Origin of the sequence: Thalassospira sp. B30-1, from assembly GCF_015767575.1 — a bacterium.
GTDB classification, from domain to species: Bacteria; Pseudomonadota; Alphaproteobacteria; order Rhodospirillales; family Thalassospiraceae; genus Thalassospira; species Thalassospira xiamenensis.
The window spans coordinates 4,460,422-4,474,717 of the sequence record NZ_CP065232.1; the positions used below are offsets into that span (position 1 = coordinate 4,460,422).

Genomic DNA, 14,296 nt, shown 5'->3' on the forward strand with positions numbered 1-14,296 from the left:
CCTTACTGATCGCCGACATCTTTCGGGAACGGGCGGCGTTCCGGACCGTCATAATTCCAGATCAGACGACGCGGAATTGGCCCCTTGTTGCGCCCCCCCTGATTGGTTTGTTCCCAGGCATGAGCGAGTATCCCAACCGAACGGGACAAACAGAACAAGCCCCGTGCAAGAGGTGCTGCAAATCCAAGCTCGGCATATATCACCGCCGTCGCACCGTCGATATTCATCGGGATGCGTTTGCCTTTGCGTTGCAGAAGGGTTTCCTCGATCTGACTGGCGATCTGTCCAAAGCGCCCGGAAACGATGCCCTCCGCAGCCGCCTTTTCAACAAGCGACAATAAACGCGGGGCACGCGGATCAAGCGGATGGAAACGATGCCCAAATCCCGGAATATGTTTGCCATGTTCGGCAATCTGATGATCCAGACCAGCAGCTGTCGCATCGGCCAGGCTTGCGCCGCTATCCATGCGCGCGGCAATATCGTGGTAAAGTCCGACAGCCTGTTCGCCCGCCCCACCATGAACATCACCCAGAACATTTACAGCACTGGCCATCGCGTTATTCAACCCGACCCCGCAGGTCGCAGCCATTCGCGCGATTGCGATACTCGGTGCCTGCGGGCCATGATCGACTGCCGCGACAAGCGCGGCCTCAAGCAAGGCTGCCTGTCCCTTTGATGGTAACTCACCGCGCGTCATCAACCAAATCATACCGGGGAAACTGATATTGCCGATCAGATCCTCAATGGCGTAACCGCTGAAATGGATTTTCCCCGGTTCCATATCGATGATGGATGTTTTCCACCAGTCGCTGACTTCGTTTTCAATGTCTTTTACAGTTTTATCGCTCATAGCACGCCCTCGGCTTTCAAGGTGGCGACCTCCTCGGCGGAAAGACCAAGAGTGGCCAGAATGGTTTCGTTGTCCTGTCCCAGAACCGGTGGTGGCGCATTAACCGAAGGCGCGTCGCCATTCATCTTGATACCGGTACGCAGAATGCGGATGTCACGTTCGGCACGCGGTACATCGGTAAAATCGGCAAGCATCCCGCGATCGGCAATTTGCGGCAGCGAAAGTGCCTGCGGCACGGTCAAAACCGCGCCTGCCGGTACGCCAGCGGCGTTGAATTTTGAAACCCAGTGATCTGTTGGACGGGTTACGAGTATTCCTTCAAGCAGATCGCTTAGTTCCCTGCGATGCGACAGGCGTTCCGTTCGGGTAATGAAACGCGGATCGATTTTCAGGTCTGGCAATTCCAGAACATCACAAACGGCTTCAAACTGTTCCTGTTTGTTTGCTGCAATGTTGATCTTGCCATCCTGTGTGCGGAAAGTACCCGACGGCGAGGATGTGAAATTATCGTTTCCGTTGGCTGTTGGCTGTTTCCCGGCGATCAGGAAATTCGACACCACCCACCCCATGGTGGCAATTACGGATTCCAGCATCGAAATATCGATAAAACTGCCCTTGCCTTCATTGCTTCCCATGGCACGCCCGGCAAGTGCCGCTGTGATTGCGTATGCGGCGGTAAGGCCCCCTATCGTGTCAGCCATCGGATATCCGACACGATAGGTTTCCTTATCTTCTTCGCCGGTGATTGTCATAATGCCCGAAAGCCCCTGCACGATCTGGTCATAGGCAGGCAGCTTTTTCATCGGTCCGGTTTGCCCGAAACCCGAAATCGCACAGTAAACCAGCGCCGGATTTACCCTCGACAGCACATCATAGCCAAGGTCAAGCCGATCCATCACGCCGGGTCGGAAATTTTCGACAACGACATCCGCCTTCGCGACCAGCTTTTTGAGTATTTCCTTACCGCGCGGATCCTTGAGGTTCAACGTGACGGATCGTTTCCCGGCATTCTGCGCCATGAACGAAACACCCATCAGCTTTTCATTCAATCCCTGATCCGCGCCCAATTGACGTGCAAGGTCCCCCCGACCGGGTGCTTCGACTTTGATGACATCAGCCCCCAGATGGGCAAGCTGATGGCAGCAAAACGGACCCGCCAGAACGTTGGTCAGGTCCAGAACGGTAATACCGGCAAGTGGTTTGGTCGTATCCATGACATTTCCTTAAATTCTGTCTGGTAGAATTTTGTTCTATTATATAGAATTTTGACCAATCACAAAACGCCCAATGACATTGCATCGGGTCCAACCGCCACACGGAAATCGGATTAATCATGTCAGAACAGAATGTTAGCGCGGTTGAACGTGCCCTGGTCATTCTTGATGCTTTTACAGATCGCGACGCCGATCTTTCGCTCAAGGACCTTGCTGAACGCACGGGGATGTATAAAAGCACGATCACCCGATTGGCTGGAACGCTGGAGTCGCGGGGGTTTCTGGCAATATCGGGGCGTGGACGTTACCGGCTGGGACCAGCATTGTGGCGTCTGGGGTCAATATATCGTCGTTCATTTCGTATGGATGACGTAGTTCGACCACATCTGTCGGCGCTTGTTTTGGCCAGCGGCGAAACAGCCTCTTTTTATGTGCCCGAAGGAGAAAACCGCCTGTGCCTGTTTCGCGAAAATTCCCCCAGCAGCCTGCGCCACCATCTGGAAGAAGGTGCGATACTCCCCTGTGATCGTGGCGCGGCCGGGCACGTGATACGCGCATGGGGTAATGGCGTCGATGATCATGCAATTGACGTTCTTGAAGCCGGTTTTTCCCAAAGCGAAGGCGAACGTGATCCGGATATATCAGCAATCGCAGTACCCGTTCTGGACCGGCAGAACAGGCTGCTTGGTGTTTTGACTCTTTCGGGACCGGTCAGCCGGTTCAATCAATCGAAACGCAAGGAAGCACTTCTTTTCCTGAAGAAACATGCCCTTGAGTGTGGACGAGCATTGTCGGCATAAACCGTTTTCCGCAGCGGCTTTTGCCGCATGATCATAAATGCTGTGAACTTTTTTCACTCTGTTTGGTGCGATGACAGGTTGGTGACAGGTTTGCCTGTTACCGTCTTCGCGCTGCCGATCCGTCAGGTCGAATGATCTGATATAAGGACAATCAAAAAGGATCATCGGCAAGGGAGGCCTTCAGCTGTTTGTTGTCATGGGGTACCGGCATGTCGCCGGAATGCAAGCGCAGCCAGACCTTCATTGCAGATGCCTTGTCCTGAACTGATCGGCCTGCCGCCAATCGGCGGCCAGGGAAGGTTTTTGTGTCTGGAGGAGACGACAACATGACGAAGCTGACGATGTTCTCACGTCGCGGATTCTTGGCTGCAGCAACTGCTGTTGCCGTTTCAACTGCTGCATTTGGCGCCTTTGATGCCAAAGCGCAGGAAGTTAATGATATCCACTTCATCGTTCCGGGTGGTGCCGGCGGTGGCTGGGACAGCACTGCACGTGGTACCGGTGAAGCCCTGACCAAATCTGGTCTGGTCGGTACGGCGTCTTATGAAAACATGTCTGGCGGCGGTGGTGGTAAAGCCATTGCCTACATGATCGAAGCTGCAGATCGCCTCGACAACACCCTGATGGTCAACTCCACCCCGATCATCATCCGTTCTTTGACCGGCGTATTCCCGCAGTCGTTCCGTGACCTGACCCCGATTGCCGGTGTTGTTGCTGAATATGCCGCGTTTGGCGTTCCGGCTGATAGCCCTTACAAATCCTTTACCGATGTTGTCGAAGCGATCAAAGCTGATCCGAGCTCGGTCAAGTTTGGTGGCGGTTCGGTCCGCGGCGGTATGGATCACATTGTTGCGGCCTATGCTGTTCAGCAGGGCGGCGGTGATGCCAAACAGGTGAAATACATTCCTTACGACGCTGGTGGCAAAGCAATTGCCGGTCTCCTGTCGGGTGAAACCGAAGTTATTTCGACCGGTCTTGGCGAACTTCTTGAACTGCACAAAGCAGGTCAGATTCGTATTCTGGCTGTGACCTCGACCGATCGGATCGAAGTTGCTCCGGACGTTCCTTCGCTGGGTGAGCTTGGCATTAATGCTGAATTCATCAACTGGCGTGGTTATTTCGGTTCCCCGGCTCTTTCGGCTGAAAAGGCGGACGAATACGCCAAGATTCTGAAAGACGTTCAGGCAACCGAAGAATGGGAAGTCGTTCGCAAGCGTAACGGCTGGGAAAAGTTCTACAAGCCGCGTGCCGAGTTTTCCGCGTTCATGGAAAATCAGGAAAAAACGGTTGGCGATCTGATGCGTGAACTTGGCTTCCTGAAATAAGCCATCCCGACCTGCAATAAAAAAGACCTCTGAAGGAAACCACGCCATGTCCATCAATCGTGACAAGTTCGGCGCACTGCTCTTTTTGTGCCTTGCGCTGATCTATGGCTATTATGTTCGCGATATCCCGCTTCTGTTCGGTGACGAAGATGCCCCGTTCAATGCCCGGACCCTCCCTAATGCCGTGGCGTGGGTACTGGGTGTGGTTTCCTTCGTCCAACTGGTACTGCCGGCCAATCGAGAGGCCGGCAGCCTCCTTGCCGCATTCCGCGGCATGAAATGGAAACCGGTCATCATGCTTGCCGCATTGATGATCTTCTATGGCCTGACCATTCGCTATCTCGGCTTCCTGATCTCGACCACCATCTTCCTGATGGGCGGTTTTGCCGTTCTTGGCGAACGCCGCATCAAGGTCCTGCTGGGTGCAGCCGTACCTGTCGTTTTCGTGTTCTGGTTCCTGCTGTCCCAGTTGATGGGGATTTATCTGGCACCGGGCGACATCTTCGAAATGCTGGGCTAAGGCGAAAGAAATGCTTGAAGGAATTTTCTCCGGTCTTTCGACCGCGGTCATGCCGATCAACCTTCTGATGGTTGTTGTCGGTTGTTTTGCCGGTACCTTTATCGGCATGTTGCCTGGTCTCGGTCCGATCACGGCCATTGCGCTGATGATCCCGATCACCTATGGCTTTGATCCCTCTACTGGCCTGATCCTTATGGCTGGTGTGTATTACGGCGCGATTTTTGGCGGGTCGACATCATCAATCCTGATCAATGCGCCCGGCGTTGCCGGAACCGTTGCCACGGCGTTTGACGGTTACCCGATGGCTCAGCAGGGCCATGCCGGCAAGGCACTTGCCATCGCGGCCTATTCTTCCTTCTCTGGGGGCACGATCGCTGCCATCTTCCTTCTGGTTGCAGCACCGGCACTGGCTTCGGTTTCGCTGTCCTTCCAGTCGGCTGATTACTTTGCATTGATGGTTCTGGGCCTGACTGCCGTTTCCGCGTTCGCCGGAAAGGGACAGGTTCTGAAGGCAATCACGATGACCCTGTTTGGCATCATGCTATCAACCATCGGCACCGATCCGGCGGCTGGCGTTGCGCGCTTCACCTTTGGCAGCATGGACCTTGTCGACGGCATCAGCTTCCTGTTGCTGGCGATGTCGACATTTGCCCTGTCCGAAGCCCTTCTGCAGATTCTGCGTCCGACCAAGGATACCCGTACTGACGAACAAAAAGCACTTAGAAACCTCGGCTCCATGAAGCTGACGAAGGAAGAGGTCAAAATCATGACCCCGGTCATCGCCCGCTCCTCGGTGCTTGGTTTCTTCACCGGCGTTCTTCCGGGTGCCGGTGCAACGATCGCGTCCTTCCTTGCCTATGGCCTTGAACGCAACCTGGCCAGTGCCAAGGAAAAGCTCAAGTTTGGCAAGGGATCAATCCGTGGTCTCACAGCTCCGGAAACGGCAAACAACGCGGCATGTTCCGGTTCGTTCGTCCCGCTTCTAACACTTGGTATCCCGGGTTCGGGGACCACTGCCGTGATGATGGGTGCGCTGATTTCTTATGGTGTTCAGCCAGGTCCGCGTCTGTTCGTCGAACAGCCTGACGTGTTCTGGTCGGTCATCATTTCGATGTATATCGGCAATATCGTTCTGCTGGTTCTGAACCTGCCGCTGATCCCGTACATCTCGCGTTTGCTGGCACTGCCGCAACAGTTGCTGGTTCCGTTCGTCCTGTTCTTCTCGCTGATCGGTGTTTATCTGGTGACGTTTAACACCATGGATATTCACATGATGGTCTTGGCCGCGGCAATTGCTATTGGCCTGCGCCTGTTGAACTATCCGATGGCACCCATGCTGCTGGGCTTCATCCTGGGCGAAATGATGGAAGAAAACCTGCGTCGCGCATTGATGATCAGTGATGGTTCGATTTCCTTCCTTTGGGAACGCCCGATTACGCTTATAATCCTGTTGATCAGCATTGCCTTCCTGTTGGCACCGCTTGTCGGGAACACCCGTCAGTGGTTGCGCAACCGCAAGGCCGTTCCGAACGACGGCGAAATGTAAGACCAAATATCTTCGACGCGAAGGATACAAAAGCGATGCGTTTTCTCGATAATCTTTCAATCGGCCCGAAAACCCTTTTGGTTCCTGTTTTTCTGATGGTTGTGATCATTGCGATGGGTATCGCAACGGTTCTGACATTGGAAAGCGAAAAGGAAACGCTGAACAACCTTCGCGTCGAAGCTTATGAACGCCGTTCCGATGCGCTGACACTCAGTGACGCGCTGAACGAAGCGCACGGAAGCCTTTTCCGGATTCTGACGTGGGATTCCAACGGCGTTAATGCCGCCGCTGTTCCCGAACTTCGCGAAAAGGCCGGTAATCTGTCTACCGAACTGGCCCCGCTTGCCGAACGTCTGGCAGAAGTCGGCGGCGATGAATTTACCACCGCCTACGACACCTATATGAACGAAGTCGATCAGTTCCTGATCGAAAGCGAGATGAATATCTATGGCGCGCTTGAGGTTATTGCGCGTGCCGATGAGTCCTTCCGCGCACTGCAAGTACCGTTGCAGAAAATTCTCGCGCAGTCTCAGGAAGTTGCCACCACATCATTTGGCAACGCCCAAGCGCAGGCCGAAACACTTCAGAAGGTCTTCGTCATTGTCGCGATTGTCGTGATCTTTGTCGCGGCAGTCGTTTCAGTTTTTGTTTCACGCCGTATTTCGCGCCCGATGACCGATCTTGCGCAACTGATCGAACAGATTTCCAAGGGTGACCTTGATGTGGAAATTCGTGGTGTGCAGCGCCGTGACGAGATTGGCGTGGTTGCGCGCTCGGTAACCGTTCTTCGCGATCAGTCAAAAGAAGCCGAAACACTGCGTCATGAACGCGAACGCGTGCGAAAGATAGAACGCGAACGCCAGCTTGAACTGGTTAAGGCAACCGACAATTTCCAGCGTGCCGTCCAGGAAGCTCTTGGCGGATTTGACCGTGAATTCGGGTCACTGAACGGCTCGGCCAACGACATGGAACAGATTGCGACATCGGCCACCGCACGTGCTGCTGATGCCAACCATCATTCCGAAGCTGTCCTGCATCATATCGAGGCCGTATCACAAACCACCGCCAGCCTGTCAGAGGCCATCGGCGAAATTGGCCAGCAGGCACAGAAATCAGCCGAAGTTGCCGGACGCGCCCGCACTGAGAGTGAACATTCCCGCGCCCTGTTTGAACAGCTGACCGAAGCAACCCAGCGAATTGGTGATATTGTTACGCTGATCGAAGACATCGCCAACCAGACAAACCTTCTGGCATTGAACGCAACGATCGAGGCAGCACGTGCCGGTGACGCAGGCAAAGGCTTTGCCGTTGTCGCAGGCGAGGTTAAAAACCTTGCATCGCAAACCGCCCGCGCGACCGAGGATATTTCGGCACAGGTCGAAGAAATCCGCGGTCTGACGGACAATGTTGTCAGTGCTCTTGAATCCGTTGCCAATGTTATTGGTGAAGTTGATCAATCAGCCGCGGCCATTGCGGCGGCGGTGGAAGAACAACAAGCCTCGACCAATGGCATATCGACCAGCATCCATGATGCCAATGGTGGCATGCGGACGGTTGCCGATGCAGTTGGTGCATTGGATACGGAAACCGCCCGCGTTCACACCGGATCGGAAAACGTTTCGCGTGCGACAAACACCCTGAATGCCGAAGCTGCCCGCCTGCGTGATGCGATCGACGGCTTCCTTGACCAGATCAACAAGAACAAGGCCGAGGCATAATAATGAGCGTCCCGCCGGAAAGGCCCGCAGACGACAGTTGGATCAACCGCCTTTCCAGCAGCCTCACCCCGAAATTTTTCAAAAACCTGTTTGTGGCACTTGGCATAGGGCTTGTGGGCGGATTGATCGCATACGGCATCAATATGCCGCTTGCCTGGATGATGGGGCCAATGCTCGCGACATTTGTCGCCAGCCTGCTGCGTGTCCGCATGGGTATCCCGATGCGATTTCGCTCCGTTATTCTGGGTGTGATCGGCGTATTTCTCGGGGCATCCTTTACCCCAGATACCCTTGATCAGGCGGCCCGATGGCCGATCAGTATGATTGCGGTTCTGCTTTACGTTCCGATCATCACGCTTGTTGTTACCTGGTTTTACAGCAAGGTCGCAAAACTCGATCCGGCAACGGCTTTGTTTTCAGCCACACCGGGCGGTTTGACGCCAATGGTGGTTCTGGGTGCCGCCGCAGGCGGCAATGAACAGGAAATCGCCCTCACACAGGGTTTGCGCGTTCTGCTTCTGGTCATGTCAGCACCATTGATCGTCCTTATGATCACCGGTGTCGTCGCAAGTGGTCATGGCGATAGCGAAGCCATCCAGATGACGTTGTCCGAGGGACTGATCACGGCATTCTGTGCGATTGCAACCGTCCTGGTTTTCCGAAAAATCGGCATTCCCGCCGCCGAAATGACCGGCGCCATGATGGCCAGCATGGTTTTGCATGTAACCGGTCTTGTGGAGGGCAATCTGCCCGGATGGTTGTTGGCCGGAAGCCTTCTGATCCTCGGCTCGGCAATTGGCAGTCGCTTCGCCGGGGTAAAGCTTTCCTTCCTCGCCCGTCTTGCAGGTTATTCGATCTTTGCCACTGCGCTGATCCTTGCCTTCACCGGCGGAGTGGCCTGGTTTGTTTCTGACTGGCTGGATCTTGATTATATTGCTGTTCTGCTCGCCTTCGCACCGGGTGGCGTTGCGGAAATGTCCCTTATCGCGCTAGCGCTGAATGTCGAACCAAGCTTTGTTGCTTTCCATCATATCGTCCGCATTTTCGAGATCGTATTGCTGGCACCAATCATGGCAAAGTGGTTCGAACGATATCGTCAAAAGCGTTTAAACAACCTTTAGTTATAAAGCGTTGGCGTCTTACGATTAATTCGCTAATCTTTTCCTGCACATTCCGGGCGGGGAACAGAAAATGCAAACGAGGCTTTCGGGGCGGAGCTCGCAAACATTCGGCTTACACGGCCAAAGTCCTTTGCCGAAACGGCTCTTTGATCTTTCAGTTGCCACAACCTTACTTATCGCGGCCCTGCCTTTACTATTTATGATAGCGATAGCCCTGAAATGCGATCATCGTGGCCCCGTATTTTTCAAACAGGTTCGCATCGGGTATCTTGGCAGGCCTTTCAATATTTATAAGTTCTGCACTCTTTGGGGTTCGATACGCCCGGAAGGCACACCTCTGCCACCGACAAAATTCTGTAATTTCATTCGGCGCTGGGGTCTGGACGAGCTGCCGCAGCTTTTCAATATCGTTCGTGGTGATATGTCACTTGTCGGGCCACGCCCGCATACACCAGCGGACAATCACGATTTCGCCCGGCACTTTGCGCTTTATAATGCACGCCATCAGGTGCCACCTGGCATCACAGGTCTGGCCCAGATCAATGGTTGGCGCGGCCCAATTCAGTCCAGTTTTGATCTGAAAAGCCGCCTTGACTGTGATCTTCTCTATATCAACCAGCAATCTTTGACATCTGACATACTTATTTTGATCTGCACAATCACGCGCCCTTGGTACTGGGTGAATGGCCCTAAGCGCACATCCCCTGAAACACTGTCATCATGTCGTACCGAATGAAAAACGCTGGCTTTAAGACTGCTTCACTATGTTGCAGCATTCTGCTGGCCAACTGTTTCAATCCTATGGCTTTTGCAAAGTCTGAACCGACACAAAAGAACAGGCGAGATACAACAATTCAGCTTGGCCTTTTTGATTTGGTGCCATCGCTATCGGTGACAGAGGAATTCAACGACAATATTTTTCTGTCCGATAGCTACCAAAAGTCCGACACCATTAGCCGGGTAGTACCTGCTTTAACCTTGCAATCAAATTGGCAACGGACCCGCTTACGGCTTGAAGCTCTTGGTGATACTGGGTTTTACGCCAAATCAGGCGAAGATGATTATCTGGATGGCGAACTTGGTGTTTCCGCCGGATCGGATATCGGCCCGGCATTTGCTGTTGATGGCGATTTCCGTATCGCCAAAGGTCACGAAGATCGCGGCGGTGATGATATTCCGACCGGTGCCAGCGAACCCGTCACCTATGACGAGAAAAATACTGAAATTGCCCTTCGCTATTTTGCCGGTGATGTCCACTACCATGCCGCCATAGCCTTTCGACAGCTTGATTTTGACGATACCGCGCTCACCAATGGGGGCATTGCCAATAATGATGATCGGGATCGGACTGAATTGCGGCTGATCATGCGGGCTTCTTATCAACTGGGACCAGGCCGCAAAGCTTATGGCGAGACCACCTTTAACCAGCGAGAATATGAAAATACCCCCGACGATCAGGGAATTTTTCGCAATTCAAACGGTTACCGATTGCTGGGCGGCATGACATTTGACCTTACCGATTTAATTAAGGCCGATCTCGGGGCTGGATGGATGTCGCAAATTTATGAGGATTCCCGTTTGCAAAATAACGAAGGATTTTCACTTCGTGCCGCAACAACATGGAATATTACACGCATGACTGCGTTGGATTTCCGTGCCAAACGCGAAATCGGGGAAACCACCGTTACCGGTGCCAGCGGAATTATCGGTGAAAGCTTCGATGCCGGTATTGAACATGAACTGCGCCGCTGGCTAAGCATCCGCCTTAACGCTGGCTATCAGCAGGATCGGTTTGAGGGGGCTGGACGTACTGACAAATTAATGCGCTTTGGCGGGGGCGTGCGTTATGAACTCAACCGTTTTACGGAACTGGATGGTTCCTGGCGATATGACCAGCGTAAATCAAACGAAACCGGCCATGATTATCGCCGCAATCGCGCTTTGCTGACGCTTCGGTTGAAAATGTGATGTCATGAAAAACATAATTCTGACTGCAATCCTTTTGTTCGCGGTTTCAGGTGGCGTTCATGCCCAGACCGTCTACACGATTGATAGCGGAGACAAGCTGCGTATCACGGTTTTCGACGAGGAATCTCTTTCAGGTGATTTCTCGGTCGGTGCAGACGGATCCGTCACTCTGCCCCTGATCGGAACGGTTACCTTGCGCGACCTCACGCCACAAGCCGCACAGCAAACCATCGCCAACGTCCTTGCAGACGGTTATCTACGCCATCCCGTTGTATCCATTGATGTTCTTCATTTCCGCCCCGTCTATATTATTGGCGAAGTCAATGAGCCCGGTGAGTACGGGTATGCTTCAGGAATGAACGTATTGAATGCCGTCGCACTTGGTGGCGGTTACACTTATCGCGCCGATCAGGATGACATCATTATCATGCGTGGCCGCGACGATAATCGCGTCGAGATTCAGGCCAACGAGCAAAGCATTGTATTGCCTGGTGATATTATTCACATCACGGAACGGTATTTTTAAATCTCGTTGTAAGCGAATAAGCGATCAATCTAATTGGAACGATTTCAAAAGATTGACGAAAAAATCTGTTTCAAGGTGAACCCCATCTTTACGGGCCGGTTTAACCATGATGAAATCCGGTCACGCGCAAAAGCGCCCCACCAAGACAATGCGCATCTCAGGGAGCCCCGAATGTCGAATACTGCGGAAATGCGTCACGGCGGACGCATACTGGTCGATCAACTTGCCCTTCATGGCTGCGAACGGGTTTATCTTGTTCCCGGTGAGAGCTATCTGGCTGTTCTCGATGGCCTGGTCGACCATCCCGATATAGAACCAATCATCTGCCGCCAGGAAGGCGGTGCCGCCATTATGGCCGAGGCGCACGGCAAACTGACCGGAAAACCCGGCATCTGCATGGTCACGCGCGGTCCAGGTGCAACCAATGCGTCGGCGGGCGTGCATGTCGCCCATCAGGACAGCACCCCGATGATCCTTCTGGTCGGTCAGATCGGGCGTGACATGCTTGATCGCGAAGCCTTTCAGGAAGTCGACTATCGCAAGATGTTCGAACCGCTTTGCAAGTGGGTTGCCCAGATCGACGACATCAACCGCATCCCGGAATATATCAGCCACGCCTATCATATCTCGACATCCGGTCGCCCCGGACCAGTCGTCCTTGCACTGCCGGAAGATATGCTATCATCTGCCGCCGATGTTGCCGATGCAAAACCCTATGTCCCGATCGAAGCCAAAACTGCGCCCGAAGATGTCGCCCGGTTCCGCGGTGCGCTAGCAGATGCGAAACAGCCGATCATGATCGTTGGCGGTGGTGGATGGACCGCAGAAACCACCGAAAACCTTAAGTCGTTTGCAAAACGAAACAATGTTGCGATCGCCACCAGTTTCCGCTGTCAGGATTACATCCCGAACACGCACAGCCATTTCATTGGCGATGTCGGTATCGGGATCAATCCGGAACTGGCGCAATTCATTCGCGAAAGCGACCTTGTGATCCTTGTCGGGTCGCGCATGGGGGAAATGACCAGTAGCGGTTACAGCCTGCTTGAAATTCCCTGCCCGAAACAGAAACTGATTCATGTTTACGCAGGCCCCGATGAACTGGGCCGTGTTTATCGCCCTGATATCGCAATCAATGCGTCCCAACGGTCCTTTATCCGTGCGATTGCTATGATGGAACCAGTGGACGGAAGCGGCCGTGAAGAGCAGATTGAAACGGCCCACACTTCATATCTGAAATTCTCGACCCCGCTTGATACGCCGGGTGACGTGAAAATGGCACATGTCGTTGCGCAACTTCGCGAAATGCTACCCGAAGACGCAATTGTGACCAACGGGGCTGGCAACTATGCCGCCTTCCTGCACCGCTTCTTCCGGTATGGCAAATATCGCACCGAACTCGCACCGACTTCGGGTTCGATGGGCTATGGCCTTCCGGCATCTGTGGCCGCCAAGCTGACCCATCCGGATCGCCCATCGATCTGTCTTGCCGGTGACGGATGCTTTTTGATGCACGGCCAGGAATTCGCAACGGCGGTTCAGTACGGTGTCAACATCATCGTGATCGTGGTCAATAACGGCATGTTCGGTACCATCCGCATGCATCAGGAACGCAATTATCCCGGTCGCGTTTCCGGCACCCAGCTGCACAACCCGGATTTTGCAGCCTACGCTGTCGCTTTTGGCGGACATGGCGAAACCGTTACCAAGACCGAACATTTCGGACCGGCTTTTGAACGTGCCATGAATTCAGGAAAACCGTCGATTATTGAGGTGCAGGTTGATCCGCAGGCCTTAACCCCGATCAAGACACTGGATCAAATTCGCGCGGGCAGCTGATCTGTGAAGCTATGAAATATGGCGAGGTCACTTACCAGTTGGCAGGGTGATCTCGCCCTTTTCAAGAGCCTTGCGCAATTTGGTAACTGCTTCTGCAAGCTTCTCGTCAATGACATGCAAATAGGCCGTCCAGTCCGAAAGCTTTTTAAGCTCTTCCTTGCCATCAGAAATTCCGCGCAGGCCGATCAAAGGTACGTCAAACTTCTGACAGACCCGCAAGATGGCATAAGTTTCCATATCGACCATATCGGCATCAATCGCGTCATAAGCGACACCCGATACAACGTTTGCGCCCGTAGACAAACGTGCTTCCGCGACACCTGGAATGCGATAAGGCAATTCCATAACTGCCGGAAGATTCAGATAGGGCGTAATCCCCTTCTCAAAACCAAGTGCTGAGCAATCCATATCGCGGTAAGACACAGATGACGCCTGATAAACCGCCGCCTGCTTAAGCGTGCGCGAACCTGCCGATCCAAGGGTTACCACCAGATCGGGCAAATCGCTCACCAATTTCAGCTCCGTCAAGGCTGCGCTCAGATTAAGTGCCGCCTCAACCGGACCGATGCCGATCATCAGTGGTTTGAACAGTTTTTCAAGATGAGGGCCATATTCCTGATTTGCCGCCATGGCAAACAGCACATTGGCTCCGGCAAAATCATGAAGATATCCGTGCATGTCTCATCCATCTCATCTGCGATTGATCAAGATGCAGATTAGTGGTCAGAAAACGCTTTGCCAGCCCTTAATTGGGCGGATTTGAAAATATTCTTGGGAAATTGGCGCACCCGACAGGATTCGAACCTGTGGCCTTTGCCTTCGGAGGGCAACGCTCTATCCAGCTGAGCTACGGGTGCGCAATAGGCAT

At 53.5% G+C, this 14,296-nt stretch carries 13 protein-coding genes and 1 tRNA gene; 10 read left to right on the top strand and 4 right to left on the bottom strand.

The window, feature by feature from the left end:
* Positions 1-2: 2 nt before the first annotated feature.
* Together IT971_RS20740 and IT971_RS20745 are read right to left on the bottom strand one after the other, a co-directional pair.
* Positions 3-851 carry a citryl-CoA lyase gene (locus IT971_RS20740; protein WP_063092334.1) on the bottom strand — a complete coding sequence of 283 codons (849 nt, stop codon included), beginning with the start codon at positions 849-851 and terminating at the stop codon, positions 3-5.
* Complete coding sequence (locus IT971_RS20745; protein WP_063092333.1) at positions 848-2,065, bottom strand: CaiB/BaiF CoA-transferase family protein; 1,218 nt, start codon at positions 2,063-2,065, stop codon at positions 848-850. Before IT971_RS20745 ends, IT971_RS20740 begins: the two co-directional genes overlap by 4 nt.
* A gap of 119 nt (positions 2,066-2,184) precedes the next feature.
* Between IT971_RS20745 and IT971_RS20750 the strand changes: the two genes are divergently transcribed.
* The 10 genes from IT971_RS20750 (at position 2,185) to IT971_RS20795 (ending at position 13,428) form a co-directional block, all read left to right on the top strand.
* A complete protein-coding gene (locus IT971_RS20750) occupies positions 2,185-2,865 on the top strand; it encodes an IclR family transcriptional regulator (protein WP_007088610.1) in 681 nt (226 codons plus the stop codon).
* 326 nt (positions 2,866-3,191) lie between these two features.
* Entirely contained in the window at positions 3,192-4,190 is a 999-nt protein-coding gene (locus IT971_RS20755; RefSeq protein ID WP_007088609.1) for a tripartite tricarboxylate transporter substrate binding protein, read from the top strand.
* Positions 4,191-4,236: 46 nt separating this feature from the next.
* On the top strand, positions 4,237-4,710 hold the full coding sequence (locus IT971_RS20760) for a tripartite tricarboxylate transporter TctB family protein (protein ID WP_007088608.1): 474 nt from the start codon (positions 4,237-4,239) through the stop codon (positions 4,708-4,710).
* Between the two features lie 10 nt (positions 4,711-4,720).
* A complete protein-coding gene (locus IT971_RS20765; RefSeq protein ID WP_037988912.1) occupies positions 4,721-6,256 on the top strand; it encodes a tripartite tricarboxylate transporter permease in 1,536 nt (511 codons plus the stop codon).
* A 35-nt stretch (positions 6,257-6,291) separates the two neighbouring features.
* Complete coding sequence (locus tag IT971_RS20770; protein ID WP_063092332.1) at positions 6,292-7,974, top strand: methyl-accepting chemotaxis protein; 1,683 nt, start codon at positions 6,292-6,294, stop codon at positions 7,972-7,974.
* Between the two features lie 2 nt (positions 7,975-7,976).
* Positions 7,977-9,095 (top strand): AbrB family transcriptional regulator, encoded by a 1,119-nt coding sequence (locus IT971_RS20775; RefSeq protein WP_063092331.1) that lies wholly within the window; start codon positions 7,977-7,979, stop codon positions 9,093-9,095.
* A 70-nt stretch (positions 9,096-9,165) separates the two neighbouring features.
* Complete coding sequence (locus IT971_RS20780; RefSeq protein WP_082822656.1) at positions 9,166-9,831, top strand: sugar transferase; 666 nt, start codon at positions 9,166-9,168, stop codon at positions 9,829-9,831.
* A 65-nt stretch (positions 9,832-9,896) separates the two neighbouring features.
* Positions 9,897-11,063, top strand: a complete 1,167-nt coding sequence (locus tag IT971_RS20785) for an outer membrane beta-barrel protein (protein ID WP_063092329.1) — start codon at positions 9,897-9,899, stop codon at positions 11,061-11,063.
* A gap of 4 nt (positions 11,064-11,067) precedes the next feature.
* The gene (locus tag IT971_RS20790) at positions 11,068-11,589 is read left to right on the top strand and encodes a polysaccharide biosynthesis/export family protein (RefSeq protein WP_063092328.1); all 522 of its coding nucleotides are present in this window, start codon (positions 11,068-11,070) and stop codon (positions 11,587-11,589) included.
* Between the two features lie 171 nt (positions 11,590-11,760).
* Positions 11,761-13,428, top strand: a complete 1,668-nt coding sequence (locus IT971_RS20795; RefSeq protein WP_063092327.1) for a thiamine pyrophosphate-binding protein — start codon at positions 11,761-11,763, stop codon at positions 13,426-13,428.
* Positions 13,429-13,455: 27 nt separating this feature from the next.
* Here IT971_RS20795 and IT971_RS20800 read toward each other — a convergent pair whose 3' ends face one another.
* Positions 13,456-14,106, bottom strand: coding sequence for a 5'-methylthioadenosine/S-adenosylhomocysteine nucleosidase (locus IT971_RS20800; protein ID WP_063092326.1), 651 nt, complete (start codon positions 14,104-14,106; stop codon positions 13,456-13,458).
* A 102-nt stretch (positions 14,107-14,208) separates the two neighbouring features.
* Positions 14,209-14,285: transfer RNA gene (locus tag IT971_RS20805), tRNA-Arg, on the bottom strand.
* Positions 14,286-14,296 lie beyond the last annotated feature (11 nt).

Excerpts from the sequence above, each read along its gene's own strand:
- IT971_RS20775 (WP_063092331.1), top strand. The coding sequence starts at position 7,977 with ATGAGCGTCCCGCCGGAAAGGCCCGCAGACGACAGTTGGATCAACCGC.
- IT971_RS20770 (WP_063092332.1), top strand. The coding sequence starts at position 6,292 with ATGCGTTTTCTCGATAATCTTTCAATCGGCCCGAAAACCCTTTTGGTT.
- IT971_RS20755 (WP_007088609.1), top strand. The coding sequence starts at position 3,192 with ATGACGAAGCTGACGATGTTCTCACGTCGCGGATTCTTGGCTGCAGCA.
- IT971_RS20745 (WP_063092333.1), bottom strand. The coding sequence starts at position 2,065 with ATGGATACGACCAAACCACTTGCCGGTATTACCGTTCTGGACCTGACC.
- IT971_RS20750 (WP_007088610.1), top strand. The coding sequence starts at position 2,185 with ATGTCAGAACAGAATGTTAGCGCGGTTGAACGTGCCCTGGTCATTCTT.
- IT971_RS20740 (WP_063092334.1), bottom strand. The coding sequence starts at position 851 with ATGAGCGATAAAACTGTAAAAGACATTGAAAACGAAGTCAGCGACTGG.
- IT971_RS20795 (WP_063092327.1), top strand. The coding sequence starts at position 11,761 with ATGTCGAATACTGCGGAAATGCGTCACGGCGGACGCATACTGGTCGAT.
- IT971_RS20800 (WP_063092326.1), bottom strand. The coding sequence starts at position 14,106 with ATGCACGGATATCTTCATGATTTTGCCGGAGCCAATGTGCTGTTTGCC.
- IT971_RS20785 (WP_063092329.1), top strand. The coding sequence starts at position 9,897 with ATGGCTTTTGCAAAGTCTGAACCGACACAAAAGAACAGGCGAGATACA.
- IT971_RS20780 (WP_082822656.1), top strand. The coding sequence starts at position 9,166 with ATGCAAACGAGGCTTTCGGGGCGGAGCTCGCAAACATTCGGCTTACAC.
- IT971_RS20760 (WP_007088608.1), top strand. The coding sequence starts at position 4,237 with ATGTCCATCAATCGTGACAAGTTCGGCGCACTGCTCTTTTTGTGCCTT.
- IT971_RS20765 (WP_037988912.1), top strand. The coding sequence starts at position 4,721 with ATGCTTGAAGGAATTTTCTCCGGTCTTTCGACCGCGGTCATGCCGATC.
- IT971_RS20790 (WP_063092328.1), top strand. The coding sequence starts at position 11,068 with ATGAAAAACATAATTCTGACTGCAATCCTTTTGTTCGCGGTTTCAGGT.